The 26,798-nt window shown below is 72.2% G+C and carries 22 protein-coding genes; 13 read left to right on the top strand and 9 right to left on the bottom strand.

The window, feature by feature from the left end; translation table 11 throughout:
* The first annotated feature begins 219 nt into the window (after positions 1-219).
* Positions 220-669: an Hsp20/alpha crystallin family protein gene (locus GQQ95_RS17755; protein WP_157428937.1), complete on the top strand. Its 450-nt coding sequence runs from the start codon at positions 220-222 to the stop codon at positions 667-669.
* A gap of 87 nt (positions 670-756) precedes the next feature.
* On the opposite strand, the gene GQQ95_RS17750 is transcribed toward GQQ95_RS17755, so the two are convergent.
* Complete coding sequence (locus tag GQQ95_RS17750) at positions 757-1,155, bottom strand: hypothetical protein (RefSeq protein WP_157428936.1); 399 nt, start codon at positions 1,153-1,155, stop codon at positions 757-759.
* A gap of 206 nt (positions 1,156-1,361) precedes the next feature.
* On the opposite strand from GQQ95_RS17750, the gene GQQ95_RS17745 reads away from it, so the two are divergent.
* Entirely contained in the window at positions 1,362-2,009 is a 648-nt protein-coding gene (locus GQQ95_RS17745) for an NADPH-dependent F420 reductase (RefSeq protein WP_157428935.1), read from the top strand.
* 47 nt (positions 2,010-2,056) lie between these two features.
* On the opposite strand, the gene GQQ95_RS17740 is transcribed toward GQQ95_RS17745, so the two are convergent.
* The 4 genes from GQQ95_RS17740 to GQQ95_RS17725 all read right to left on the bottom strand — a co-directional run bounded on the left by GQQ95_RS17740 (position 2,057) and on the right by GQQ95_RS17725 (position 8,564).
* Positions 2,057-3,178 carry an epoxide hydrolase family protein gene (locus tag GQQ95_RS17740; protein WP_157428934.1) on the bottom strand — a complete coding sequence of 374 codons (1,122 nt, stop codon included), beginning with the start codon at positions 3,176-3,178 and terminating at the stop codon, positions 2,057-2,059.
* 15 nt (positions 3,179-3,193) lie between these two features.
* Positions 3,194-3,673: a pyridoxamine 5'-phosphate oxidase family protein gene (locus tag GQQ95_RS17735; RefSeq protein WP_157428933.1), complete on the bottom strand. Its 480-nt coding sequence runs from the start codon at positions 3,671-3,673 to the stop codon at positions 3,194-3,196.
* A gap of 85 nt (positions 3,674-3,758) precedes the next feature.
* Complete coding sequence (locus tag GQQ95_RS17730; RefSeq protein ID WP_157428932.1) at positions 3,759-5,951, bottom strand: glycosyl hydrolase 53 family protein; 2,193 nt, start codon at positions 5,949-5,951, stop codon at positions 3,759-3,761.
* A 129-nt stretch (positions 5,952-6,080) separates the two neighbouring features.
* Positions 6,081-8,564, bottom strand: coding sequence for a beta-galactosidase (locus tag GQQ95_RS17725; RefSeq protein WP_157428931.1), 2,484 nt, complete (start codon positions 8,562-8,564; stop codon positions 6,081-6,083).
* 194 nt (positions 8,565-8,758) lie between these two features.
* Here GQQ95_RS17725 and GQQ95_RS17720 point away from each other — a divergent pair, with 194 nt between their 5' ends.
* The 4 genes from GQQ95_RS17720 to GQQ95_RS17705 all read left to right on the top strand — a co-directional run bounded on the left by GQQ95_RS17720 (position 8,759) and on the right by GQQ95_RS17705 (position 13,271).
* On the top strand, positions 8,759-10,066 hold the full coding sequence (locus GQQ95_RS17720; RefSeq protein WP_157428930.1) for an ABC transporter substrate-binding protein: 1,308 nt from the start codon (positions 8,759-8,761) through the stop codon (positions 10,064-10,066).
* 272 nt (positions 10,067-10,338) lie between these two features.
* Positions 10,339-11,319 (top strand): carbohydrate ABC transporter permease, encoded by a 981-nt coding sequence (locus tag GQQ95_RS17715; protein WP_157428929.1) that lies wholly within the window; start codon positions 10,339-10,341, stop codon positions 11,317-11,319.
* Positions 11,320-11,322: 3 nt separating this feature from the next.
* Positions 11,323-12,234 (top strand): carbohydrate ABC transporter permease, encoded by a 912-nt coding sequence (locus GQQ95_RS17710; protein ID WP_157428928.1) that lies wholly within the window; start codon positions 11,323-11,325, stop codon positions 12,232-12,234.
* 20 nt (positions 12,235-12,254) lie between these two features.
* The gene (locus tag GQQ95_RS17705) at positions 12,255-13,271 is read left to right on the top strand and encodes a LacI family DNA-binding transcriptional regulator (RefSeq protein ID WP_157428927.1); all 1,017 of its coding nucleotides are present in this window, start codon (positions 12,255-12,257) and stop codon (positions 13,269-13,271) included.
* Positions 13,272-13,330: 59 nt separating this feature from the next.
* On the opposite strand, the gene GQQ95_RS17700 is transcribed toward GQQ95_RS17705, so the two are convergent.
* Positions 13,331-13,747, bottom strand: a complete 417-nt coding sequence (locus tag GQQ95_RS17700; protein ID WP_157428926.1) for a CBS domain-containing protein — start codon at positions 13,745-13,747, stop codon at positions 13,331-13,333.
* A 357-nt stretch (positions 13,748-14,104) separates the two neighbouring features.
* Between GQQ95_RS17700 and GQQ95_RS17695 the strand changes: the two genes are divergently transcribed.
* Positions 14,105-16,297, top strand: a complete 2,193-nt coding sequence (locus tag GQQ95_RS17695) for a hypothetical protein (protein ID WP_157428925.1) — start codon at positions 14,105-14,107, stop codon at positions 16,295-16,297.
* Here GQQ95_RS17695 and GQQ95_RS17690 read toward each other — a convergent pair.
* The gene (locus tag GQQ95_RS17690; protein WP_246205773.1) at positions 16,260-16,721 is read right to left on the bottom strand and encodes a DoxX family protein; all 462 of its coding nucleotides are present in this window, start codon (positions 16,719-16,721) and stop codon (positions 16,260-16,262) included. The genes GQQ95_RS17695 and GQQ95_RS17690 overlap by 38 nt on opposite strands.
* A gap of 101 nt (positions 16,722-16,822) precedes the next feature.
* Here GQQ95_RS17690 and GQQ95_RS17685 point away from each other — a divergent pair, with 101 nt between their 5' ends.
* Together GQQ95_RS17685 and GQQ95_RS17680 are read left to right on the top strand one after the other, a co-directional pair.
* The gene (locus tag GQQ95_RS17685; RefSeq protein WP_157428924.1) at positions 16,823-17,287 is read left to right on the top strand and encodes a Cif family virulence factor; all 465 of its coding nucleotides are present in this window, start codon (positions 16,823-16,825) and stop codon (positions 17,285-17,287) included.
* 27 nt (positions 17,288-17,314) lie between these two features.
* Positions 17,315-18,157, top strand: coding sequence for an SDR family NAD(P)-dependent oxidoreductase (locus GQQ95_RS17680; RefSeq protein WP_157428923.1), 843 nt, complete (start codon positions 17,315-17,317; stop codon positions 18,155-18,157).
* Positions 18,158-18,230: 73 nt separating this feature from the next.
* On the opposite strand, the gene GQQ95_RS17675 is transcribed toward GQQ95_RS17680, so the two are convergent.
* Positions 18,231-19,664: a M20/M25/M40 family metallo-hydrolase gene (locus GQQ95_RS17675; protein WP_157428922.1), complete on the bottom strand. Its 1,434-nt coding sequence runs from the start codon at positions 19,662-19,664 to the stop codon at positions 18,231-18,233.
* Between the two features lie 248 nt (positions 19,665-19,912).
* Here GQQ95_RS17675 and GQQ95_RS17670 point away from each other — a divergent pair, with 248 nt between their 5' ends.
* Together GQQ95_RS17670 and GQQ95_RS17665 are read left to right on the top strand one after the other, a co-directional pair.
* On the top strand, positions 19,913-20,443 hold the full coding sequence (locus tag GQQ95_RS17670; RefSeq protein WP_157428921.1) for a DUF4383 domain-containing protein: 531 nt from the start codon (positions 19,913-19,915) through the stop codon (positions 20,441-20,443).
* Between the two features lie 7 nt (positions 20,444-20,450).
* Positions 20,451-22,292, top strand: a complete 1,842-nt coding sequence (locus tag GQQ95_RS17665) for an N-acetylglutaminylglutamine amidotransferase (protein ID WP_157428920.1) — start codon at positions 20,451-20,453, stop codon at positions 22,290-22,292.
* 6 nt (positions 22,293-22,298) lie between these two features.
* Here GQQ95_RS17665 and GQQ95_RS17660 read toward each other — a convergent pair whose 3' ends face one another.
* Entirely contained in the window at positions 22,299-22,688 is a 390-nt protein-coding gene (locus GQQ95_RS17660) for a DUF4406 domain-containing protein (RefSeq protein ID WP_246205772.1), read from the bottom strand.
* 47 nt (positions 22,689-22,735) lie between these two features.
* Here GQQ95_RS17660 and GQQ95_RS17655 point away from each other — a divergent pair, with 47 nt between their 5' ends.
* Positions 22,736-23,491, top strand: coding sequence for a DeoR/GlpR family DNA-binding transcription regulator (locus tag GQQ95_RS17655; RefSeq protein WP_157428919.1), 756 nt, complete (start codon positions 22,736-22,738; stop codon positions 23,489-23,491).
* Between the two features lie 35 nt (positions 23,492-23,526).
* Entirely contained in the window at positions 23,527-26,667 is a 3,141-nt protein-coding gene (locus tag GQQ95_RS19525; RefSeq protein ID WP_212275566.1) for a DEAD/DEAH box helicase, read from the top strand.
* The last annotated feature ends 131 nt before the right edge of the window (positions 26,668-26,798 follow it).

Genomic DNA, 26,798 nt, shown 5'->3' with positions numbered 1-26,798 from the left:
CGTTTCCACGTGCGCGGCGGGCGCACGAGCGGGTTGACAGCCTGCCCTCGAGGGCCCACCACGACGAGTTCGAGGACGTGAAAATCTGGCCGGTGCATCTTGGCACTCTCCGACCGAGAGTGCTAACATTTTCATAGTTGAGCGGAAGAGGCTCAACCCTTGGAACCCCTTGATCGTGGGCGTCCCGCGGTCAAGCGAGACACAGATGAGGAGGAGACCATGCCTGTCACCTGGGACCCGTTCCGTGAACTCGACCGCCTCGCGGCGAGCATGCTCGACTCGAGGCAGGGCCCGCGGATGATGCCGATCGACCTGCACCGCGACGGCGATCACTACGTGCTGAGTGCCGATCTCCCGGGCGTCGATCCGGGCTCGATCGACATCGACGTCGACGGCCAGCTGCTGACGATCCGCGCCGAGCGCACGCTGCGCGACAGCGGCAGCGGCGGCGAGGGCGTGCAGTGGCTCGCGCACGAGCGGCCGAGCGGCTCGTTCCTGCGCCAGCTCACGATCGGCGACGGCATCGACACCGCCGGCATCAGCGCGCACTACGACAACGGCGTGCTCAGCGTGCTCGTGCCCATGTCCGAGCGCGCGAAGCCGCGCAAGGTCGAGGTGCGCTCGGCGACGGCCGAAGCGCCGAAGCAGGTCGCAGCCGCCGAGAGCTGATCTCGCGGGTCGCATGACACGAGGGCGGATGCCGCGGCATCCGCCCTCGTGTGTTCTGCGGGTCTCAGCGGCTCGAGGCCGCGCCCGTCACTCCTCGACGCCCGGGTCTCCGCCGCGGAGCCCGCCATCGGTGGACTCCGTCATCGGCTGGGCGTTGCCCGGTGCACCCGGTCCGACGCCGTCGGGGCGGTCGCCGCCCGCCGGCTGGTCGTTCGAGCGGTCCAGGTCGCGGAGCTCGTCGTCGTCATCGTCGAGGTCGTCGTCGCTGCCGAGCGCGCTGTCCGCGCCGAAGTCGGTGTCGGTGTACTCGCCCTCGACGCCCGTGCCGAGGCCCGTGTCCGCGCCGGCGCGAGAGGCCCGCTCCGCCAGGTCCGCGTCGCCGCCGAGTTCCGTGTCGTCGCCGAAGTCGGTGTCGGTGTACTCGCCGTCGAGGTCGGTCGCATCGGGGTCGGGGGTGAAGGGCTGGGAGTTCATGGGATCCGTCATCGTCGCTCCGTTTCTTCATGGCGCCATCCGCGCAGTTCAACTCTCGTCGCCGACGGTGCGGCTGTCAGGGGCTTGACAAGCCCTCGCGGGCACGCGCGTGCGCGGGTTTCCGTCGGCACGGATCGCGATGACCTGCATCGAAACTCCGTTGTCTTCTGCAACGCGAATCGGGAATGCGCGGGGCGCGGCATCCGTTGTTCCTCACTATGACAACGATCGGATTCATCGGAGCAGGACACATCGGCAGCCAGGTCGCACGCGCGGCCGTCGCGAACGGATACGAGGTGGTCATCTCGAACTCGCGCGGACCCGAGACCCTCACCGACCTCGTCGCCGAGCTCGGCCCCAAGGCCACCGCGGGCACCGCGGAGCAGGCGGCACAGGCAGCGGATGTCGCGGTCGTGACCGTGCCGTTCAAGGCGTACGGCTCGGTGCCGGTCGAGCCCCTCGCGGGCAAGATCGTCATCGACACGAACAACTACTACTGGGAGCGCGACGGCCACGTGCCCGCGCTCGACGAGGGACGCGACACCGTGAGCGGCATGCTGCAGCAGCACCTCGCGACCAGCCGCGTCGCCAAGGGCTTCAACCACATCACCGCCGCGGACATCACGACCACCGGGCGTCCCGCAGGCACGCCGGGCCGTCGCGCCCTCGCCACGTCGAGCGACCACGACGACGCAGCGCAGTTCGTCACCGACCTGTACGACCAGTTCGGCTTCGACACCGTCAACATCGGCCCGCTCGCCGAGAGCTGGCGCGTCGAGCGCGACCAGCCCGCCTACGGCGTGTCGCAGAACCGCGACGAGCTCGTCGCGAACCTCGCCAGGGCCGAGCGCGCCACCGCCGCGTAGGCACGAGGCCCGTCGAGCGGGGTCCGACCGATCGGTCGGACCCCGCTTCAGTCGAACGCGCCGAGCGACCTCGCGAAGGAGCGCAGGCGTTCGGCGAGGGCGTCGGGTACCTCGGCGGCCGTGAAGTGCCCGCCCTCGTCGAGCCGTTCGAAGACGCGCAGGTCGAGGTAGTGACGGCGCACGAGCGACTCGGGATACGCGGCCTCGTGCCGCTGGATGTGCACGGACGCGGGAACCGACGTCGGCGGGATCGGATCGGGCTGGTCGGCGCCCTCGTAATACGGCCGGAACGACGTGCCGATCGACTGGGTGACCCAGAAGATCATCGCCTCCGTGAGGATGCGGTCGCGCGAGATGCGCCGTTCGACGGCCGACGGATACCCCGGCGGGGTGTCGCTCCACTCGACGAGCTTCTCGGCGAGCCAGGCGAGCAGGCCCGCAGGGGAGTCGTTGAGCGCCGCGGCGAGCGTGTCGGGGCGCGTGGACTGCACGTGCCCGTAGGCGCCGTGCGCCTCGTGGAAGTCGGCGATGCCGGCGAAGAACGCCCGCTCGTCGGGATCGGTGAGTGCCGCGCGCTCATCGCCGTTCGGGAAGTGCGCATGCGTCACGAGGATGCCCTCGACGTGGTCGGCGTAGCGGGCCGCGATGAGGTCGCTGACGTTCGCGGTGACGTCCTCGCCGTACGTGAGGTACCGCTCGTAGCCGAGGACCTCGGTCATGAGGCGGTGCATGGTCGCCGCGATGCGCGTCTCGGACATGGGGCCGTCGGCGTACGGCGACGAGAACGCGAAGCCGGGCAGGCTCGCCACGACGACGTGGAAGTCGGGCAGCCGATCGGCGAAGTCGAGCTGCAGCGCGAACGTGTGCGGCCAGCCGTGCATGACGAGCAGCGCGGGGGCATCCGCTCGCTCCGACCGGAGGTGCGCGAAGTGCACGGCCGCATCGCCGACGTCGGCGATGAACTGCGGATGCGCGTTGAGCCACGCCTCGCGGGCTCGCCAGTCCCAGCCGCGCCAGGCCTCGACGAGCTCGCGGAGGGAGGCGGCATCCATTCCCGACGCGGGCTTGCGCGGCGAATCGTCGAGGAAGCGGGTGCGCGCGAGGCGCTCGCGCAGGTCGCCGAGCTCCTCGTCGCTGACGTGGAGCTCGAACGGGCGTGGCTCGGTCATGCCGCGGTCACCCCGTCACCAGGCGATGAGCTTCTCGGGCACCACGCGGATGACCGTGCTGTACTTCGCCGCCATCGACTCGACCGTGAGCTTCAGCGGCGGGAGGTCGTGCTCGTACTTGGCGAGGTAGGCCTCGCCGATGGCCGGAAGCCACGACGACGAGGCGTCGTGCAGCACCTCGGCCCTGCCCTGCAGCACCGTGAGCTGCTCCTCGTCGTGCCCGGACTCGAGGTGCACCAGCACGCGCCCGTCGTGGTCGGCGTTGCGCACCTTCGCTGAGGTCGGCTCGCTCATGACGATCACGGCGCCGTCGTGCCAGAGGAACCAGACGGGCACCGCGTGCGGGTAGCCGTTGCGGCCGGTCGTGCCGAGCCAGGCGATGCGCTCGCTCGCGAGCCGGGCGAGGGCGCGGGCGTGCACGTCGTTCTCGGGGTCGAACGCGAACGGTTCGACGGCGGTGTGGCCGGTGGGGGCGGATGTCGCGTGGTCGGTCATCGATGATCCTTCCGTCGTTCCGAGCGTACGTCGGCCCCCCGACACGGACCCGGGGTGGCGGGAGACCTCCGCCACCCCGCGCCCGCTACTTCGCGCGCTTCAGCTGCAGCATCGCCTTCGCGATGAGCGCCGTCGCCCGCACCACGTCGCGCTGGGTCGCCCGCGATCCGGCGAGCACGACCTCGCCGACGGCGACAGCCTCGTCGAGCCGGGCGACGGATGCCGCCGTGAAGCGCTCCCGGTCGATGCGCGCCGCGCCGGCGAGCGCCACCTCGAGCACCTTCGTGCGCACCGACGGGCCGTCGTCGTCGGCCGCGGTGAGCCGCACCTCGTCGAGCACGCCCCAGGCGCCGCCCGAGAGCGAGAACTCCGCGGAGATCTCGACCACGCCGTCGGCGCCGACGACCACGTCGGGCAGGGTCGCGGTGTGGAACTCGTTCCACGCGGTGAACTCGAGCGGCACGCTCCAGGTTCCCTCCGACGTGGTCGCCGTGAGCGTGCGCACGTCGGTCGCTGGGCTGTTCGTGCCCTGCGTGGTCGCCTGCAGCGAGTACGTGCCGGCCGGGACATCCGTCACCGTCTGCATCGCCGAGGTCTCGTAGGCCGAGCCGTTCCAGAAGGTCACGGCGTGCTCGCCGGCGAACGCGTCCGACGACGGCTGGCGCGCCGCGGGGCCCGTGAAGCGCCAGTCGGACACGTCGGGGTCCTCGAAGCCGGGGTTGCGCACGAAGTTCGGCGCCTCGACGACGACCGACGCGGTGACCGCGAGCCCGGTCTCGGTGACGCCGGGGATCGAGTAGGTGCCGACCCCGCGGATCCAGTCCACGGCGCTGCTCCAGTCGACCGCCGGATGCTCCGTCGTGCCGTCGTTGTACGTCACGGTGATCGTGGCGGGCAGCGCCACGGGCGAGCCGTCGGTCACCGTCAGGGCGACCTGCTCGATCGAGACGACCTCGCGCGGCGCGACCGCGCCCGTGCGCACGTACTCGAAGGTCCGCAGCGACTCGAGGGCCGTGCCGTCGAAGCCGAAGAGGCCCTGGTTGTCCCACGCGGAGCCGCCGTAGAACTCGCCCACGTGCACGGGGTCGTACTCGGAGGCGGCCGACGTCGCCCAGCCCGATCCGAACTGCTCCCAGAGCGCACGGTTCGCCTCGAGCTCGGAGGGCGGACCGACCGGCACCCACGCCGGCTCCCAGTAGAAGACGCCGACGCCGGCGGGACCGACCGCCGAGACGGCCGCGATCACGTCGCGGAGCTGGCTCGCCTGGCCCTGCACGCTCACCGGGTACTGGTCCGTGATCGTGCCCGAGCCGATGACGTTGCCGTACCCGTCGCCGTCCTCGAGGGTGTGCGCCCACGAGGTCTCGGCGACCATGACCTGCTTGCCGTACGTCGTCGCGACGTGCGTCAGCGCCGCGGTGAGGTTCGCGGTCGTGCCGTGCCAGTACGGGTAGTACGAGCTCGCGAACACGTCGTAGTCGACGCCGAACGACGCGAGGCCGGCGGCGTAGGTCGCGTACCGGTTCGGCGTCTCAGGGTTGGTGAAGTGCACGGCGACGAGGGCGTCGGGGAGCACCTCGCGCACGGCGCTGCTGCCCGCCTGGATCAGGTCGGCGAACGGCTCGTCGATCGCCGTGCCCGGGCGCGAGTACCCGGCGATGGCGTTGTTCGTCTCATTGCCGACCTGCACCATGCCGACGTCCACGCCCGCGTCCTCGAAGGACTGCAGCGTCTCGGCCGTGTAGTCGTGCAGGGCCGCCTCGAGGTCGTCGCCGGCGAGACCGGCCCAGGCCTTGGGCGCGAGCTGTCGGGCGGGGTCCGCCCAGAAGTCCGCGTAGTGGAAGTCGACGAGCACGCTGAGCCCCGCGGATGTCGCGCGCTCGCCGATCTCGACGGCTCGCGCCGCGTCGACGTTGCCGCCGCCGTACCCTCGGCCCTCGGCGTCGAAGGGGTCGTTCCACACGCGGACGCGGACGGTGTTCACCCCGCTGTCGGCGAGCACGTCGAACAGGTCGGCCGGCTGCCCGGCGGCATCCCGGAACACGACCCCGCTCTCCTCGAGCGACAGCACGGTCGACACGTCGACGCCGTTCACGAAGTCGGGGGAGAGCCCCTCGACCTTCGGCACGAAGATGCCGGCCTCGACCGGACCGTCGCCCGCCTCGCCGGGGCCGTCGGCCGCCCAGGCCGCGGGCGTCAGCGCCGCGCCGGTCAGGGCGAGGCTGAGCGCCGCGGCAGCGGCGACGCCGCCCGGCCCTCTCGTCGTTCGGTTCCACATGGTGCCACTCCTCTCGGTCTGCGGCCCCGCGGGTGCCGACTCCGAAGGAGCGGATGCCGCGGCGCTGCGGGTGCGTGCGTCCCATTCGGTCGAGCGGGGCGCGGGTGGTGCGGTGATGGTGCGGTGGTGCTAGTGCTGCTCCCTCCAGAGCGGGGCCTCGACGACGCGCACGGCGTCGAGGGAGATCAGGGGAGCGTCGGATGCCGCGTGGGCAGCCTCCGCGCGTCGGGCGGCGGCCGCCTCGGGCAGGTGCACGGCCGCGTCGGAGTGCAGCGGCACGATGCGGAGCACCAGCTCCGCGGCATCCGCTGCCGTGCCGGAGCGATCGTCGTCGACGCGCTCGCCGAGGCCGAGGGCGTCGAGCCCGACGGTCCACGTCGTGCCGTCCCAGAAGCGATCCGCGACGACGACGCCGTCGAGTTCGAGACGGGCGACGTCGCCGGCCCACTCGATCTCGAGGTATCGACGGCCGCCGCGTGCCGCGGGCAGCGCGAGCGGGAAGGCCGTGCCGTGGCGGGCGACCTCCTCGCGCGAGGGTGACGAGGCGCGGCCGTGGCGCTCGCCGTAGCTCGCGGGCGGCGCCTCGCCGGGCGCGGGCGCGCCCACCTCGACGGCGAACGTGCCGCCCGGGGCGTCAGCCGCCTCGGCCGAGCCGCCCCCGTCAACCGCAACGGCGACCGCCTCGAAGCGACCGGATGCCGCGTCGTACTCCTGCACGTCGGGCCGGCGCTCGGCGCGCACGGCGAGGCGACCGTCGGCGTCCTCGAAGACGGGGTCCGTGCTCAGCACGAGGCGGCGGTGTCCGCTCTCGTCGAGCACCCACACGTCGTCGGCCGAGGCGGCCGGGAGCACGAGGAGGTCGAGCCGGGCGCCGCCCTGCTCGAGCGCGATGAGGCGCGGCTCGGCGGTGTCCACGAGCACGACCCCCGGGGCCCGGAAGGTCAGCACCGCGACATCCGCACGCGCATGGGCGCCGGTCCCGGCGTCGGCGTCGGCGAGGGCGACCGAGGCCGCGGTCGCGAACTCGACCGGGATGCCCGGCTCGGCGACGAGCACGAGCGTCGGCACCGAGGAGTCCGAGGCGTCCGAGGAGGTCGCGGCTGCGGCATCCACCCCCGGCAGCACGGTCAGCGCCGACGCGGTCGCCCAGTCCAGGCGCACGCCACCGAGCTCGAGGCGCAGGGGCCAGTGCGCGATCGTCCCGGCCGGCACGTCGATGGGCGCATGCGGCAGCACGAGCGAGCCCCCCGCCGCCGCGTCGAGGGTCACGTCGAACTGCACGTCGCGCGCGGTGCCGAGCGGCACGTGCGGCTGCTGCCAGGTGATGAACAGCCAGCCGGATGCCCCGTCGCTGCGGATCGCCCAGCGGAGCGTCTCGGCGTCCTCGACGTTCGTCGGGTGGTGGCCGGGAAGCGTCGAGGGCATCGGCGCGAGCCGGTCGCCGAACGCGGCGAGGAAGGCGTGCTGGCGACGGAGCGCCGCGTGGGCCGGCCCGAGGCGTCCGGCGGCGCCGATGGGGGCGTGGAAGTCGTAGTCGAACTCGGGCAGGTCGTTCGGGTACTCCGTGTCGTGGGACTCCTGCAGTCCGGGTCCCGGGTTCGTGCCGCCCGCGTACATGTAGTAGCCCTGCCAGCCCGAGCCGTTGCCGATCTTGTTGTGCGCGACCGCGGCGACATCCGCCCCGCCGAGGAGTGGACGCCGGTGGTAGGCCGTCGCCATGCCGCCGCCCAGCTCGCAGGTGGCGGCCGGGAAGGAGGCCGACGGCAGCCGCGGCGTCTCGGGGCGTCGCCCGATGCCGGGGTGCGCGCGCAGGTCGGCGCCGATGCCGGGGTCGTCCCACGTGTGCGAGAAGAAGAAGTGCTCGCGGAAGGTCGTGTCCCAGTCGTGGTCGGCGTCGACCCAGAAGCCGTCGCCGTAGCCGCCGTAGAGGGGGAGCACCTCGCCGTCGGGCAGCTCGGCGCCGCCCCAGGCCGTCGCGGTGTAGACGGGCGCGACGAGTCCGTGTCGGCGGGCGATCCGCTTGAGGGTCGCGAGGTGGCCGGGCTGGTCGTAGAGCTCGTTGTCGAGCTGGATCGCGATGACGTTGCTCGCCGGGCCGCAGAGGGGCGCGAGCTGCGCGCCGAGCGCGGCGAACCACGCCTCGACGAGCGCGAGGTAGCCGGCGTCGTCGGTGCGGTGCGCGACGGCCGCGTGCTGCACCCAGTCGGGGAAGCCGCCGTTGCGCACCTCGCCGTGGATCCATGGACCGAGGCGGAGCACGACGTCGAGTCCGGCGTCGGCGGCCGTTCGCACGAACGCGGCGACGTCCAGGTCGCCCTCGAAGCCCACCTCGCCCTGCACGGGTTCGTGGTGGTTCCAGATGAGGTACGAGGCGACGACCGTGACGCCGCCGGAGCGCATGAGGCGCAGGCGCTCGCCCCACTCGGCGCGCGGGACGCGGCTGTAGTGCAGTTCGCCCGAGACCGGGATCACGGGGATGCCGCGTGCCTCGACGTACCGGTTCGTGAGGGAGATGCGCTCGTGCCGATCGACCTCGTTGCCCATCGCCGGGCGGGTGAGCGGCTCGGCCCACGGTTCGTGCGTCACCGTGAACAGCGGATGCTGCGAAGGCATGGACGTTCTCCCTTGAATCTGTGTGCGCTCACAGTTCTAGCACAGGAGATCGGTGCTGCAACATCAGCGTTACTTGAGTTGACAGTCACCAGTCCGCTGTGTATTACTGGGATCGCTCACAGGCACAACGTCGTCCTTCTCGGTCGCGTGCAGCCAGGGGCCCCTGCAAACACAGCTTTCGACAAGGAGGACGAATGCGTTCCACACTCCGCACGGGCGCGATCGCGGCCATCGCCGCCGCGGCGCTCATCATGACCGGGTGCTCGGCCGACAGCGGGTCGGAGGGCACCGCCGACGACCCCGTCGAGCTCACCTACTGGGCCTGGGCGCCCAACCTCGACAAGGTCGTCGACCTCTGGAACTCCGAGCACCCCGAGATCCAGGTCACCGTCAACAAGCAGGACGGCGGCGACCCCGCGATCACCAAGCTCCTCACCGCCATCAAGGCCGGCAGCGGAGCCCCCGACCTCATCCAGGCCGAGTACCAGAAGATCCCGACGCTCGTCGCCTCCGACGCGCTCGCCGACATCGCCGAGTACGCGGGCGACGACGTGGCCGACCAGTTCCCGGCCGGCGTGTGGGACTCCGTCACGCTCGGCGGCGACGCCGTCTACGCCGTGCCGCAGGACACCGGCCCCATGATGTTCTTCTACCGCGACGACATCTTCACCGAGCTCGGCCTCACCGTGCCCACCACGTGGGAGGAGTACGCCGAGACGGCGCGTGCGCTGCACGCCGCCGACCCGACCAAGTACCTCGGCACCTTCTCCGCGAACGACGCCGGCTGGTTCGCCGGCCTCGCCCAGCAGGCGAAGGCCGAGTGGTGGTCGATCGACGGCGACAGTTGGGGCGTCGGCATCGACGAGGAGCCCACGCAGAAGGTCGCCGAGTACTGGGGCGGCCTGGTCGCCGAGGGCGCGATCGACAACAAGCCGATGTACACGCCCGAGTGGAACGCCGCGCTGAACGACGGCTCGCAAGCCGGCTGGCTCGGCGCCGTCTGGGGCCCGGGCGTGCTCTCGGGCAACGCCGCCGACACCGCCGGACTCTGGAAGGCCGCACCCCTGCCCACCTGGGACGGCGACGTCTCCAACGGCAACTGGGGCGGATCCTCGACGGCCGTGACCTCGCAGTCGGAGCACGCCGAGGCGGCGACCGAGTTCGCCACCTGGCTGAACACCGACCCCGAGGCCGTCGGCGCGCTCGTCGAGCAGACCGGCATCTACCCGGCGGCGACGGATGCCGCGGCATCCATCCTCACCGAGGCGCCCGAGTTCTTCAGCAACCAGCCCGACTTCTACGACGTCGCCGCTGAGGCGGCCCAGGCCGTCGCCCCGTTCACCTACGGACCCAACGTCAACGTCGCGTTCAGCGCGTACAACGACGAGTTCGCCAAGGCGGCCGAGGCCAAGACGGTCGACGCGTTCCTCGCGGCGGTCGCGGCCATGCAGCAGGTCACGATCGACGACCTGAAGGACGGCGGCTTCTCGGTCTCCGAGTAGCCGCGGTGCGGGGGCGCGGCCCGGGCGTCCCCGCACACCCCGTCTCCGGCGGTCGAGTAGGCGCCCCGGCGCCGTATCGAGACCACGATCACGCTCCGCACCTCGACCGGTGGTCGAGGAGGCGCGCCAGCGCCGTATCGAGACCGGTCCCGAGACGCCTCGCACCGTCTCCGGCGGTCGAGTAGGCGCCCCGGCGCCGTATCGAGACCACGATCACGCTTCGCACCTCGACCGTCGGGCGCATGCCCCACATCCCAGGAAGGACCCGAACCATGACCGCCACGGTCGACGACCGCAGCGGCGGCACCCCGCCGCCCACGCGGCATCCGCGCGCCGCGCGAGCCCGGCGAAGCCGCAAGGGCGCCCTCACCCCCTGGATGATGCTCGCCCCCGGCATCGTGCTCTTCGCGGTGTTCATGGCCGCGCCGATCTTCTACACGCTCGCGCTGTCGTTCCAGAAGGAGCAGGTCAAGGGCCTCGGCCTCGGCGGCGATTCCCGCACCCGCGAGTTCGCCGGGCTCGAGAACTACGTCGCGACGCTCACCGACCCCGAGTTCCTCGCGAGCGTGGGCCGGGTGCTCGTCTACGGGCTCATCCTCGTGCCCACCATGCTCGGTCTCGCCCTGCTCTTCGCCCTGCTGCTGGATGCCCGCCGCACCGGCGCGAAGAGCTTCGGCCGAGTCTCGATCTTCCTGCCCTACGCGGTGCCCGCGGTCATCTCCTCGCTGCTCTGGGGCTTTCTCTACCTGCCGGCCGTGAGCCCGTTCTACTGGATCTTCGAGCAGCTCGGCTGGGACGACGTCCCGTCGCTGCTCTCACCGGGGCTCGTCACGTTCGCGATCGCGAACATCGGCCTCTGGGGCGGCGTCGGCTTCAACATGATCGTCATGTACACCTCGCTCAAGGCCGTGCCGAGCGACATCTACGAGGCAGCCCGCATCGACGGGGCATCCGAGCGCCAGATCGCCCTGCGCATCAAGGTGCCGATCATCATGCCCGCCCTCATCATGACCGCCCTGTTCTCGATGATCGCGACGCTGCAGGTCTTCGCCGAACCCACCACGCTGCGGCCGCTCACGAACAGCCTCTCCACGACCTGGTCGCCGCTGATGTTCGTCTACCGCGACGCCTTCACGCGCGACGACGTCTACTCGGCCGCCGCCACCTCGATCGTCATCGCGCTCGCCACGTTCGCGATCTCCTTCTTCTTCCTTCGCGTCGTGCAGCGCCGCGCCTTCGGCCAGGAGGACTGAGCCATGACCGTCACCACCGAGACACGCGCCGCCCTCGTTCCGGAGCTCTCCGGCACCACCGGGCGGCGCGCCCCCAAGGACACCCGCGTCCCCGTCGCCGTCGGCTCCACCGCGGTGCTGCTGCTCGGCGCGCTCTACTGCCTGCTGCCGGTCGCGTGGGTGCTCATCGCGTCGACGAAGGATGCCTCGGAGCTGTTCTCGACGTTCACCTTCGCGCCCTCGACCCACCTGTGGGAGAACATCGTCGACCTCACCGCCTACCGGGACGGGCTGTACTGGCGATGGATGGCGAACACCGCGCTCTACGCGGGCGTCGGCGCGATCATCTCGACGTACATCTCGGCGCTGTCCGGCTTCGCGCTCGCGAAGTACGTCTTCCCGGGCAAGGCCACGGTCTTCCGGATCCTGCTCATGGGCGTGCTCGTGCCGGGCGTCATCCTCGCGATCCCGCAGTACCTGCTGCTCGCACAGGTCGGCCTCACGAACACCTACTGGTCGGTGCTGCTCCCGCAGCTCATCAGCCCGTACGGCATCTACCTCGCCCGCATCTACGCGGCCGCGGCCGTGCCGACCGAGATCGTCGAGTCCGCCCGCACCGAGGGCGCCCGCGAGCTGTTCATCTTCCACCGCATCGGGCTGCCCATGATGGGGCCGGGGCTCGTGACGATCTTCCTGTTCCAGTTCGTCGCCGTGTGGAACAACTTCATGCTCCCGTACATCATGCTCGGCGACGACCGGCTCTTCCCCATCACCGTCGGGCTCTCGGGCCTGCTGAACCAGGGCGCGTCGCTGCCCTCCATGTACACGCTCGTCATCACGGGCGCCCTGCTCTCGATCGTGCCGCTCATCGCCCTCTTCCTCGTGCTGCAGCGATACTGGCGCGTCGACCTCGCCGCGGGCGCGGTAAAGGCGTGACGCGCTCCTACACTGGGCACGTGAGCGACCACGCCCCGCGCAAGCGGCCGACCATCGAGGACGTCGCGCGCGTGTCAGGGGTCTCGCGCGGCACGGTGTCGCGCGTGCTCAACGGCGGACACTGGGTCAGCCCGCCCGCCCGTGAGGCGGTCGAGGCGGCGATCAAGAAGACCGGCTACCGGATCAATCCGCACGCTCGCAACCTCGCGACCGCGCGGGCGAACTCGGTCGCGTTCCTGCTCACCGAGTCGCACGACCGGCTCTTCGAGGATCCGAACTTCTCCGTGCTCATGCGCTCGGCCGCCGACGCGCTCGCCGAACGCGACCTCCCGCTCGTACTGCTCATGGCCGGATCCGACGACGAGCAGCGCCGGGCCACCGACTTCATCATGGGCGGCCACGTCGACGGCGCCCTGCTCGTCTCCTCGCACCGCGGCCGCGAGGGATTCCTCAAGCGCCTCGTCGAGGCCGAGGTGCCCGTCGTCTCCTGCGGGGTGCCGCTCGGCTACGAGCGCCGCATCGGCTTCGTCTCGGCCGACGACCGCGACGGTGCCCGCGACGCCGTGTCGTTCCTGCGCGAACGCGGGCGTGAGCGCATCGCGACGATCACCGGTCCGCAGGACACCTCGGGCGGCGTGGGCCGCCTCGAGGGCTACCGCGCCGAGCTGGGCGACGCGTTCGAGGAGCGCTACGTCGCGTACGGCGACTACTCGCGCGCGAGCGGCGCGCGCGCCATGGAGTCGCTGCTCGAGCAGGCGCCCGACCTCGACGCGGTGTTCGCCGCGAACGACATGATGGCCGCCGGCGCGATCGACGTGCTCCAGGCGCACGGGCGCCGCGTGCCCGACGACGTGGCCGTCGCCGGCTTCGACGATGCGCCCATCGCGACCCGCCTCACCCCGCAGTTGACGACGATGCGCCAGCCGTTCGACCGCATCGCGCACGAGATGGTGCGCATGCTGCTCGACGTGTTCGACGGCCGGCCGGCCGGGCGCATGACCCTGCCGACCGAACTCGTGGTGCGCGAGTCCGCGTAGCGGCATCCGCCCTCGTCCTCGCGCGGCGCGCGCGCCACACGCACGCCGGGCCGCGGGGCTCAGTCCTCCGAGATCTCCGCGACCGTCTCGGCGGTCTCCGTCGCGGAGAGCGAGAGCGCGATGTCGGCCTGGCTGATGATGCCGACGAGGTCGTGCCCGTCGATCACCGGAAGGCGGCGCACCTGGTACTCCTGCATCGTCTCGAGTGCCTCGCGGATGTCGTCGTCGGCGCCGATCGTGACCGGCTTGCCCTCGCCGAGGCTTCCGGCGGTCACGGTGCTCGGGTCGCCGCCGTCGGCGAGGCACTTCACGACGATGTCGCGGTCGGTGAGCATGCCCTTCAGCCGGTCGTCGTTGCCGCAGATGGGCAGCGCGCCGACATCGAGGTCGCGCAGCATGCGGGCCGCCTCGACGAGCGTCTGGTCCTCCTTCACACAGGTCACGTCGGGCGTCATGATGTCGCGTGCCACAGTCATCGGGTACTCCAATCGTCGTTCGATCATCGGTGTCCGGGCATCGTAGGCACGGTCGGCTCCGCCCCGCGCGGGGGTTGACGTGGCGCGGAAGGGCGGTGCGCGGCATCCGTGCGGTCGCGTCTGGGGCGGATGCCACGACTCGGCGTTGCCGCGTCAGGCGAACGGTCGCGGCTCAGGAGGTTCTCCGCGGAATCGTCCTGACAGGCGTGCGAATGCCTGAGGTGCGCGCGCGGCTCGGCCGGGTTCGGGCACTCCTGCGTACCCGTTCGGGCAGTTCGCTGGCCGCCGCGGGCCCGCGGCGATACGGTCGCCCCGAGGGCGAGGAGAACGTCCGGGTTCGAGCGCGGGAGGACGGCGATGGCGGAGCGCGTCTGCGAGGTGTGCGGCACCGTCAACGAGGCCGCCGCCCGCTTCTGCAGCGGCTGCGACGCCTACCTCGGCTGGGACTCCGGCGGCGCCACGCTCGACGGCGCCCCGCTCGCGGGGAGCGTGCCGACGATCGTCGACTCCGTCGAGACCGAGGAGTCGGCGGCCTCGACCGTGCCGTCGACGGATGCCGCGGGCACCGGTCCGAACGGAACCGCCGACGCCGCGCCGGGCACGGCTCCCGTGGCGGGCGTGGCCGGGGCCGACCCGGCGACCGCCGACCCGGCCACCACCGACTCGGCGCCGGGCGCACGGCAGCCGACGGACGCAGACCCGGCCGGAGGCGATCAGCCCGCGACATCCGCCGACCCCGCGGCATCCGACGCCCCAGGCCAGGCGACCCCGGTCTCGGGCACCCAGCCGCACCCCACGACGACTGCGCGCCTCGAGGCGCCCGAGGCGGTGCTCGACGTGACCGAGGCGACCGTCGTGCCCGGCGCGCCCGTGACCGTGCAGCTGCGGCTCACGAATCCGTCGTCGATCGTCGACGGCTACGCGATCGAGCCGGTCTCGCCGCCGCAGTGGCTCTCCTTCTCGCACGGCGACGCGCACCTCATGCCGGCGCAGGAGCTCTCCGTGCCGCTCATGATCGGCGTGCACGACGAGGTGCTCGTGTTCGCGCAGCGCGTGGCGCTCACCATCCGCATCTCCTCGCTGGCCGAGCCGGAACGCAGCACGGAGGTCTCACTGCAGCTCACCGTGCCGCCCGTCGGGCCGAACGCGTCGCTCGAGGTGCGGCCGAGCCTCATCCGCCTCGAGGATCACGCCGCGGGCGAGTTCACCGTGCGCCTCGACAACCGGGCGGCGAACTTCGCGCAGACCGTGCGCCTCACCGCGGCCGACGCCGAGGGGCTCGTTCGCTTCGCATTCGCCCCCGACGTGGTCACGGTGCCGCCCGGCCAGGTGGTCGAGCTCCCGGTGTCCTTCAGCGCGCCCGAGCCGGAGCCGGGGCGAGAGCTCAGCCGCCAGGTCACCGTCGAGGCGGGCAACGACGCCGGACGCACGGCCGTGCCGCTGACGCTCGTGCAGCGGACCTCCGCGATCACGGTCGACGCGCCCGTGCGCGTGCGCATCGAGCCGAGCTCACTCAAGGTCGAGCGCGGCAACACGGCCGACTTCGACGTCATCATCGACCACCGCGGCGGCCACCGCGAGGTGACGGCGGCGCTCGCCGCGCGCGACCCGGGCCGGTCGATCGGCTTCGCGTTCAGCTCCGAGCAGGTCGTCATCGAGCCCGGCGCGGTCGTGCGCGTGCGGGGCCGGCTCGCCGCCCCGGCGCCGGAGCGCGGCGAGACGGCGACGCACGCGTTCTCGGTCGTCGTGTCCGACGGGGTGCAGGACGTCGAGGCCCTCGGGTCGGTCGAGCTCTCGTCGCCGCCGGAGGCCATCCTCACCGCGGTGCTCCGCATCGACCCGCCGTCGCAGCTCGTCGTCAACGAACGGGCCGCTGCATTCCAGGTCACCGTCGACAACCGTCGCGGCGTCGAACCGCTCGGCGTGCGGCTGGAGGGCGCATCAGAGGACGGCACGGCCCGCCTCGTCTTCACGCCGAGCGAGCTCGTGGTGCCCGCGGGTCAGGTGGCAGCGGCGCGGCTCGCCGTCGATGCGCCTCGCCCGGCCCCGTCGGACCAGGCGACTCGCCGCATGCGCGTCATCGCGACCGACGGCGTGCGCTCGGTCGAGGCGCAGGCCGTGCTCACGCAGGCCACGGCCGACCGCCGACCGATCACGAGCCGGATCCTCGTCATCATCGGCGGCCTCCTCGTGATCGTCGGGGCGTTCGCCGAATGGTTCGCGGGCTTCACGCCGTTCCTGCCGTCGATCGAGCTCATCGGCGCACTCGCCAGGTCGGAGCTGTTCCTGGGCGACATCAGGCTGACCGAGCCCGCGGTGCGGGTGCTCGTGTTCCTCTTCGCGGCGCTCATGCTCCTCGGCATGATCGGCAAGTCGGGGCGCCTCACGCGATTCAGTGCGGTGCTCACGGTGCTGATCACGGTCGCCTGGCTCATCTTCCTCGCCGTCGTCGCGGTGGTGCCGACGCTCGGGATCGGGCTCCCGTTGATCTGGATCGGCTGCGTGCTCGCGTTCATCGGCGGCGTGCTGGCGCGGCCGCGTCCGGAGTGACCGGCGCGGTGCTCCAGAGGGCCCACGCGACGAGCACCGGCTGCAGGAACAGGCGGATGAAGCGCGCCCGGTCGCTGCGCATCAGCGGCGCAGGCCGGCCCGTCCGCCACTGGTGCACGTTGCCCGGGAACACGGCGACGAAGAACGCCGCGACGAGCGCACCGACGCGACGGCGTTCCCGGGGAAGGCCGACGACCGCGGCGCCGAGCAGCACCTCGGCGGCCCCCGAGGCGACCACGACGGCGTCCTTGTCGAGCGGCGTCACCTGCTCGACCCAGTCGGGCACGACGATCCGGTAGCCCCGCCTGGCCCAGAACAGGTGCGAGAGCCCCGCGAAGACGAGCAGCCCAGCGAGCAGCCACCTCGCGATCGAGCGGATGACGCTGAGCGGGCCGTTCGGTCGGGAGTTCGGGCGTCGTCGCATCGCCCAAGTCTCGCACCGCGGCATCCGGGGTCCGAACGCACAGCGGGTCGCGGATGCCGCGGCCGGTGTCGATCCGACGCCGCGGCGTTCGTCGTGTGGGTATGACGACGAGACGCATACGAACCCGGACACCACTCGCAGGGGAGGAGGCGGCGGATGTCGCGCGCGACGCGCGGATCGACGAGGCCGAGGTCGCCTGGATCGTGACCAAGCGCGGCGCCGCGATGCGCTCCCGCGACGGCGACTGGCTCGCCGCCCGCTACCTGCCGGGCGCGGAGGTCGTCGGCGTGAGCCCGCCCGTGACCCGTGTCGCGGACCCCGGCACCGACGCCGTCCGCCTCTGGGAGTGGTTCGAGCTCCTGCAGGGGCGCATCCGGTGGACGGTGCGCGTCGAGCGCCTCGACCTCGCGCATGACGGCGCCGTGTGCCGCGTCGTCGAACGGGTCTCGTACCGGGAACTCGCCCGGCCGCGCGTGCGGACGACGCTCGAGACCAGCATCGGGTTGCGGCGGGTCGAGGGGCGATGGCGCATCGAGTGGGAGCTGGGGGTCGTGGCGGGCGCCTAGGCTGATGGCTCACCCCCAGGAGGCAGCATGGCGCAGAAGGTCGTCGTCATCACCGGCGCGAGCGACGGCATCGGACGCGCGGCGGCGCGCCGGCTGAACGCCGACGGGCATCAGGTCGTGCTCGTCGGGCGCTCGCCCGAGAAGACCCGCGCCCTCGCCGACGAGCTCGGCGCCGAGCACCACCTCGTCGACTTCGCCGACCTCGGCTCGGTCCGCGCGCTCGCCGTGGAGCTCGCGCTGCGGCATCCGCGGATCGACGTGCTCGCCAACAACGCCGGCGGCGTCTTCGGCGCCGAGCGCGAGGTCACGCGCGACGGCCACGAGATGACGTTCCAGGTGAACTACCTGGCGCCGTTCCTGCTCACCCGGCTACTCATGCCGACGCTCGTCGCCTCACGGGCGACCGTGATCAACACGTCGAGCCTCGCGAACCGGCTGTTCGCGAAGTTCGACCTCGACGACCTCGAGTCCGAGCGCCGATACCGCCCCGTGCGCGCGTACGGGAATGCCAAGCTCGCGCAGATCCTCTTCACGAAGGAGCTCGAGCGCCGGCACGGAGCCGAGGGCGTGACGTCGACGGCGTTCCACCCCGGGGCGATCGCCACGAACTTCTCCGCCGATCGCGGATCGGGCATGGCGCGCCTCTACCAGTGGCGGCTGCGCGACCTCGTGCTCTCCACGCCCGAGAAGGGGGCCGAGACGCTCGTGTTCCTCGCGGAGGGCGCGCCGGGCGAGGACTACCCGACGGGGCTGTACTACGAACGGTCGCGGCCGGCTCGCGCCAGCCGCCGCGCCGACGACGCCGCGCTCGCTCGCGCGCTGTGGGATCGCTCGGTCGCGATGCTCGAGGCGGGCGTCACCGAGCGCTGAGCCCGGGGCCGACCCGCCGCGAATCCGGGCTCCGACGGCAACCCCAGGCGCCGAGCGGGTGCCGACCCGTCGGTCAGCGCCGCGAGACGGGCAGTTCGGCGAGCTCGCTCCACAGGTGGCAGATGGTGGCGGCGCCGTTCACGAGCATGTCGACGTCGACGCTCTCGTCGCTCGCGTGCCAGTGGTCCTCCGGCAGTCCGGTGCCGAGGAAGAGGACCGGGGCGTCCAGCGAGCGGGCGAGGAGTTCGGCCGGACCGCCGCCGGCGTTGCCCATGCGCCTCGGCACGTCCTCCGAGTCCGGGGCGGTGGCGCCGCCGGCGGCCAGCCCGAGGGCGGCGGCGCGCTCCAGTGCGGCCAGCGCCGGACCCTCGGGCGTGAGGTACGGCTCCTGCGCAGTGGTCTCGTCGACCTCGAGCTCGAAGGCGACGCCGTCGGGCATCGCCTCGGCGACGAACGCTCGCACCTGGTCGGCCACGGTGGCGACGGTCTGGTTCGGCACTGTCCGGATGCTGAGGCTCGCGCTGGCCTCGGCGGGGATGACGGCCCGTGCGATGCCCTCGGGGTCACCGCCGAGCAGGGAGACGATCTCCAGCGCGGGGCGCAGCCAGAGCCGCTCGGGAACGCTGAAGCCCGCTTCGCCGCGCACGGAGCGCGTCTCGGTGCGGCGCAGCCAGTCGGCCTCGTCGAAGGGCAGCCGGGCGAGCTCCGCGACCCTCGCCGGCGCGGGCTCCTCGACGTGGTCGGCGAAGCCGGGCAGCATGATGCGGCCCCGGTCGTCGTGGAGGCGGGCGAGGACCTCGACGAGCGCCTGCATCGGGTTCGGCGCGGCACCTGAGACCGTGCCGCTGTGCACGTCACGCTCGGGCCCGAACACGCGGAGGACGGCGGGCACCATGCCGCGGACGGAGGTCACCACCGCCGGATCGCCCTTCGCCCACTGAATGGTGTCGGAGAAGACGACGGCGTCGGACGCGAGGATCGAGGCGTGCTCGCCCAGCAACTGCTCCAGGTGCGGGGAACCCAGCTCCTCCTCGCCCTCGATCAGGTACGTCAGGTTGACGGCCGGCCGATCCCCGTGGAGCAGCGCCAGATGGGCTCGGAGCCCCTGCAGATGCGCCATGACCTGCCCCTTGGCGTCGGAGGCGCCGCGGCCGAAGAGACGGCCGTCGCGGAGCACGGGTTCGAACGGATGCGTCTCGGCCCACTCCTCGGGCTTGGCGTGCCGAACGTCGTGGTGGCTGTAGACGAGCACGGTCGGCAGGCGGTCGTCGACGTGGAGCCGCGCGAGGACCGCCTCGGTCTCGCCGGTTCCGATGAGCTGCGTCCTGAGGCCCATCGTGCGGAACGCGCCGGCGAGCCATCGCGCCGACCTGCGGACGTCGATGGCGTGCTCCGGCACCGCCGCGATCGACGGGATGCGCACCCACTCGCTCAGCTCGGAGACCATCGAGGCGGTCCGGTCGCGGAGGAAGCGCCTCACGTCGTCGTCCGGTGTCTTCGCGGCCATGTCGACATCAGATCGCACGCGTCGCGGCGAGCGTAGGGCTTGACATCCGTCGCGGCATCCGCCGCGGCATCCGCCTGTGGCATCCGCAGTTCGCGCAGGCCGCGGCCGGCGGCGCATCAGTCGCTGCCCCTCCGCGACGCGGGAGTCAAGCCCCTCCCTCGGATCGGCGAGGCCGGTCGACCATGTGCGGAGAACCCACGTTCCGGCGATCCGCTCGCTCGGATGCCGGACCTGACGAGGAGGTCGACATGCACAGCACTGCCCGTCCGGCGGCAGATCGGACCAGGTACGCGGAAACGCCCGTCCAGAAGGTGGCCCTGGTGTTCGGGATCGTCTTCGTGATCGTGGGCGTCGCGGGGTTCATCCCCGGCCTCACGACGAACCTCGAGACCATCCAGTTCGCCGGGCACGAATCGCAGGCGCTCCTGTTGGGGGTGTTCCAGGTGTCCATCCTGCACAACCTGGTGCACCTGCTCTACGGCATCGTCGGGCTCGCTGCCGCGACGAGCTTCGCATTCTCGAAGAACTACCTCATCTGGGGTGGTGCGGTCTACGCGCTGCTCCTGATCTACGGGCTGTTCCTCTCGGGCGACCACCCGGCGAACTTCGTCCCGCTCAACTCCGCCGACAACTGGCTGCACGCCGTGCTCGCCGTCGCGATGATCGTGCTGGGCGTCCTGCTCGGACGGGAGGACCGAGTCCGCCGCACGGGCACGACCGGCACGACCGGTACGACGGGCACGACCGGTACGACGGGCCGCTCCCGCACGGTCCGCTGAGCCGGCCATGTGCGGCATCGCCGGTGAACTCGCGTTCGGCGCGGATCGCCCGCAGTTGCGGGCGGTCCGTCGGATGTCGGATGCTCAGGCCTGCCGCGGCCCCGACGGCGAAGGCTACTGGAACGACGGCTGGGCGGCGCTCGGCCACCGACGGCTCACGGTCATCGACCTGACGGATGCCGCGGCGCAGCCGATGGTCGACGAGGAGTCCGGCCTGGCCCTCGTCTTCAACGGCTGCATCTACAACTACAAGCAACTGCGCGAGCAACTGGAGGGCGATCGCCCGTTCCGCTCCGACGGGGACACGGAGGTCGTGCTGCGGGCCTACGAGCGCTGGGGCGAGGACTTCGTGCAGCACCTCATCGGGATGTTCGCGATCGTGATCATCGACGGGCGGCGCGACGTGGCCGTGCTCGCGCGGGATCGCCTCGGGATCAAGCCGCTCTACCTCGCGCGAACCCCGACCGGGCTGCGCTTCGCCTCCCACCTGCCGGCGTTGCTCGCGGCCGGCGACGTGGACACCTCGCTCGATCCCGTCGGGATCCACCACTACCTGTCGTGGCATTCGATCGTGCCCGCCCCGCGCACCATCCTCGCGGGGGTCGAGAAGCTCCCCGCCGCGACCGTGCGCGTGGTCTCGGCCACGGGCGCCGAGCGGGACCGCATCTACTGGCAGCCCGAGTACGAGCGTTCGCCTGATCGTGAGCGCTGGAGCGCCGAGGACTGGACCGACGCCGTCGAGGCCGCGCTCGAGACCGCCGTCGAGCGTCGGCTCGTCGCCGACGTCCCGGTCGGCGTGCTGCTCTCGGGAGGGCTCGACTCGAGCCTCCTCGTCGCCCTGCTGGCACGCGTGAGCGGGGCACCGCCGCACACGTTCAGCATCGGCTTCGAGAGCGCGGGCGGGAAGTCGGGTGACGAGTTCCGGTACTCGGATGCCGTGGCACGGGCCTTCGGGACCGATCATCGCCAACTCCGGGTGGGCGCCGACTCCATCGCGCCGATGGTGATGGACAGCGTGGCGGCGATGACCGAGCCGATGGCCTCCCACGACGTGCCGGCGTTCTTCCTCCTGGCCGAGGCGGTGGCCCGCGAGATCAAGGTCGTGCTGTGCGGCCAGGGCGCCGACGAGGTGTTCGCCGGCTACGGCTACCACGCGGCGGCAGCGGGCGCCCGCCGCGACCGGGCCATCGACGTGCTGTCGGAGGCCTTCTTCGATCGCGACGAGCGCGAGCTGCTGAGGCTGGTGAGGGCCGGCAGCATGCCGCACCGGGACGTGAGCCGGGCGCTCGCCGCGGCCCATCTGTCGGCTCCGGGGGCTGCGACGGCGCTGGACGCCATCCTGCGGCTGGACACCCACCTCCTCATGGTCGACGACCCGGTGAAGCGGCTCGACTGCATGACGATGAGCTGGGGACTCGAGGCGAGGGTGCCGTTCCTCGACCACGAGCTCGTCGAGCTGGCCGCGACCTGCCCGCCGGAGCTCAAGCTCGCCGACGGCGGCAAGGGGCCGCTGAAGATGCTCGGCCGCAGGCTGCTGCCGGCCGAGGTCATCGACCGCCCGAAGGGGTACTTCCCCGTGCCGGCCCTCCAGGAGCTCGACGGGGCGGTCCTGGAACTGGTCAGGGACGCCCTCGGGCCGAGCACCGCCAGGCTCCGGTCGATCGTGCGCCCGGCGGAACTGGACCGCCTGCTCGCGAGGCCGAACGGCTCGTTCTCCGCCGTCGACGGCAACCTGCTGTGGCCGCTCGCCGTGCTCGAGCTCTGGCTGCAGGAGCACGTCAGCGCACCGAGCGCGGTCCTGGCCGAGGTCGGGGCCGTCGACTGGGTGCCAGCATCCCGGGCGGTCTGACCCCGATCAGCTCGCGAGCTCGGATGCCGCGATCACGCCGGGGACCTCGTCGAGGCTGTAGTACACCGGCAGGTCGCGCGAGCGCGCGATCGCGACATCCTGGTCGGCGCCGCGTGAATCGCCCGGCAGGCGGAGCACGGCATCGCAGCGCTGGAGCAGCCGCTCGGCGGTCGGGTACATCACCTGTTCGGCGAGCGGATCGGTCGGCCCGTCGGCACCCGCGCTGCGGAGGACGGGCAGGGCGACCCACTCGCCGATCATGGGCACGTGTCCGGCCTCGAAGAGCGGCCAGGCCGCCTCCTCCAGGCGCTCGAGGTTGCGCTGCATGAGCGCGGGGTCGCCGTTCGTGCCGGAGGCGTAGGGGCCGGCGATCAGGATCATCATGGAAGTGGTCATGTCTGCCATAATAGTGCAGGAACGTGCAACAACGTGAAGGAGTGCGAATGCTGGCGGCTGCGCGACGTGAGTTCCTGCTCGAGCGACTGCGCCGTGATCGACGCATCGTGGCCAAGGAGGTCGCCCAGGAACTCGATCTCTCGGAGGACAGCATCCGGCGCGACCTCCGCGAACTCGCGGGCGAGGGGCTGCTCACCCGGGTCTACGGCGGCGCGGTCCCGGCCTCACCCGCCGTCGCCGACTACGCCGCCAGGAGCACGATCGCGTCGGACAGCAAGGACCGGGTGGCTGCCGCCGCCGCCCGGCTGATCCGCCCCGGTGCCACGGTCATCCTCGACGGCGGCACGACGAACCTGGCAGTGGTGCGGCACCTCCCGCGGGAGCGGCCGTGCACGATCGTCACCCACAGCCCGACGATCGCCGTCGCACTGCTCGAGCACGAGGCCGACGTGATCCTCATCGGCGGTCGCCTGTTCAAGCACTCGGCCGTCGCGTCGGGCGCCGCGGCCGTCGAGGCCGCCGGGCGCATCACCGCCGACCTGTTCCTGCTCGGCGTCACCGGCATCCATCCGGACACCGGTCTCACCACCGGCGACGCCGACGAGGCCGCGATGAAGCGGGTCCTCGCCTCCCGCGCGGCAGAGACCTTCGCGCTCGGCAGCGTCGAGAAGGTCGGAGCGGCGTCTCCTCACCAGGTGCTGCCGCTCGAGGCCGTGGCCGGACTCGTGCTGGACGCCGACGCCGACCCCACCTCGCTCGCGCGGCTCCGCGAGACGGGCGTCAGGGTGATCGACGCCGGGTAACCGAGCGCGTCGGCGGTCCGTGCGAGCATGAGGGGATGACCGACTCGACGCCGCCCACGCGCGGCGTCGGCGATTGGCGGTCGGCCCTCGCGCCCCTCGCCCCGCGGCCGGCCGGCCCGCATCGCGGCGCACCGGCCGATCCGCCCTCCGGCGCCTCGAAGCGGCTCGGGCTGCAGTTCGAGCTCCGTCGCAAGGTCACGCGGCGGAGCGGCCAGTGGCAGGGTCCCCGCGACGAACCGGCCAAGCGTGCGGCATCCGTCGATCGCCTCGCCGTGCGACCGGTCACCCAGAGCGTCCGAGGCGCGTGGATCAAGGCGGGCCTCACGTGGCAGAACATCGCCTACCAGGGTGAGGCCGGCGGTTTCGACCCCGCGCAGGCCCGCTGGTTCGCGCAGTTCACGCTCCTGAAGGGCAGCTCCCCGAGCGTCTACACGACCTACGGGTCGGAGTGGGTCACGCTCGACGAGTTCGAGAGCCCGCTGCTCTGGGCGCTGTTCGCCGAGGCCGCACGCCTCGGCGTCGCGCTGGTCGGGTCGGATGTCACGCCCGAGGTCGTCCTGCACGGCTCGGCGGTCGTCGGGCTCGACGCCCGCGAGGGTGCCGACGGCACGTTGACGCTCTCGCCCGAGCTCGCGTTCGACGAGGTGGCCGGTCCACTGGCGAACGCCCGCGCCATCGGCGAGCACGGCGTCTACCGCTCCGACTTCGAGGAAGGGCGCATCGAGCTCGCGGGCTTCCGCGGGCCGGTCACCCCCGCGGCACGCGCGCTGCTCGAGAACCCGGGCGAGGCGCCGGTGGGGGTTCCGCCGGCCGACGTGCCCGAGTTCCTCCGTCGCCACCTGCCCGGGCTCGCCCGCTCCCTCCCGATCGCGAGTCGCGACGGGTCGTTCACGCCTCCGCCGCCGGCTCCGGCGGCCCTCGTGCTCGACCTCGTCTTCGAGCCGCACGACGTGCTGCGCCTCGCGTGGCACTGGGAGCACGCCGACGGCCGCACCACGCCGGTCGGGGCATCCGACGGCATCGACAGCAGCTCCGCGGTCGCCGCCTCGATCGCCGAGGCGGCCGCCGACCCCGACCTCGACGACGACCTGCTCGCACGGGTCGCCGACGTGCTGGGCTGGGTGCCGCTCGACACCGTGCTCGTGCGCGGCGTCGACGCGGCGGAGTTCTGCGCCGAGCGACTGCCGAGGCTCGAGGCGCTCGCCGAGCGGCATCCGCTCCGCATCGAGGTCGAGGGCGAGCGCCCCGACTACCGCCTGCTGACCGAGCCGCCGAAGGTGCGCATCACCACGGTCGAGTCGCGCAAGACCGACTGGTTCGACCTCGGCGTGGTCATCACGATCGACGGCCGGCCGGTGCCGTTCATGCCCCTCTTCCGCGCGCTGGCGAAGGGGCAGCGCCGGCTGCTCATGGTCGACAAGAGCTACCTCATGCTGAACCAGGCGGTCTTCGACCCCCTGCGCGAGCTCATCGAGGAGGCCGGCGCGCTCGCCGAGTGGGAGACCGGGCTGCGCATCCACGCGAGTCGCACGAGCCTCTGGGCCGACTTCGAGGACCTGGCGGATGTCTCGGAGCCCGCCGTCTCGTGGCGTCGCACCGTCGAGGCGCTCGAGCACGGGCGGGTCGAGGAGCTGCCCCAGCCCGAGGGCGTCGTCCTGCCGCTCCGGCCGTACCAGCTCGCCGGGTTCCGCTGGCTCGCCTACCTCTGGAAGGCCCGGCTCGGGGGCATCCTCGCCGACGACATGGGCCTCGGCAAGACCGCGCAGGCGCTCGCGCTCGTCGCGCATGCCGTCGCGCAAGGTCGGCCGGGCAGCGGCGACCTCCGGCGGTCCAGTAGCGACGAAGGAGCGCATCGAGACCCCGACGAGACCGTCCGAGCCGGCGACGACGCCGAGCCGGCCGCCGAGCGGACCGGGCCGTTCCTCGTCGTGGCCCCGACCTCGGTCGCCTCGAACTGGGTGCGCGAAGCCGCCCGGTTCACGCCGGGCCTGCGCGTGGCATCCGTCACCTCGACCGAGGCGAAGCGCAAGGCCAGCCTCGCCGACGCCGCGGCGGGGGCCGACCTGGTCGTCACGACCTACGCCGTGCTGCGCCTCGAGGCCGAGGCGTTCGCCGCCCTCGAGTGGGGCGGCCTCGTGCTCGACGAGGCGCAGTTCGTCAAGAACGCGGCGACCAAGGTGCACGCGGCGGCCCGCGGCATCCGCGCACCCTTCCGGCTGGCCGTCACCGGCACGCCCATCGAGAACGACCTGAGCGAGCTGTGGGCGATCCTGCAGATCGTCGCGCCGGGCCTGTTCGCCTCGCGCCGTGGTTTCGACGAGCAGTACCGGCGCCCCATCGAGCAGGACCGCAACCTCGAGCGCCGCGATCGGCTGCGCCGCCGTATCCGACCGCTCATGCTCCGACGCACGAAGGAGCTCGTGGCGCCCGAGCTGCCGCCCAAGCAGGAGCAGGTGCTCGAGGTCGCGCTCGCGCCGAGCCACCGGCGCCTCTACGACACGATGCTCCAGCGCGAGCGGCAGAAGCTGCTCGGCCTCATCGACGACCTCGACCGCAACCGATTCATCGTCTATCGCTCGCTGACCCTGCTGCGCATGCTCGCACTGGACGCCACGCTGATCGACGACGAACGCTACGCGGGCATGCCGTCGGCCAAGCTCGACGCGCTCTTCGAGCAGCTCGACGACGTGCTCGCCGAAGGGCACAAGGCGCTCGTCTTCAGCCAGTTCACGTCGTTCCTCGGCCGGGCGAGGTCGCGGCTCGACGCCGCGGGCGTGTCCTACGCCTACCTCGACGGGTCGACCCCCGTTCGCCGTCGCGACGCCGAGATCGCGCGCTTCCGCGACGGCGAGGCATCCGTGTTCCTCATCAGCCTGAAGGCGGGCGGCTTCGGACTGAACCTGACCGAGGCCGACTACGTGTTCCTGCTCGACCCGTGGTGGAACCCGGCGAGCGAGGCGCAGGCGGTCGACCGCGCGCACCGCATCGGGCAGGCGAAGCAGGTCATGGTCTACCGGCTCGTCGCCTCCGACACGATCGAAGACAAGGTGATGGCGCTCAAGGCGCGGAAGGGCGCCCTCGTCGCGTCGATCCTCGACGAGGGCACCGACGCCGCCGACCCGCGCGCCGCCGAGGCGCTCACGGCCGACGACCTGCGGGGGCTGCTCGGCGCCTGACGCGCGCGGCCGGAGCCTGCAGCGGATGCCACGGCCGCGGTCCCGCCGACCCGACGGCCGAAACCGGGGCGCCCATGACCTGCCGCCGGCCGCCCTCCGAGGGCTATGGTGTGGATTGTCGGCGAGGATCT

Origin of the sequence: Agromyces salentinus, assembly GCF_009749395.1 — a bacterium.
Lineage (GTDB): Bacteria > Actinomycetota > Actinomycetes > Actinomycetales > Microbacteriaceae > Agromyces > Agromyces salentinus.
Note: the sequence above shows the minus strand (reverse complement) of the source record. Positions and strands in the feature narration are given on the sequence as shown.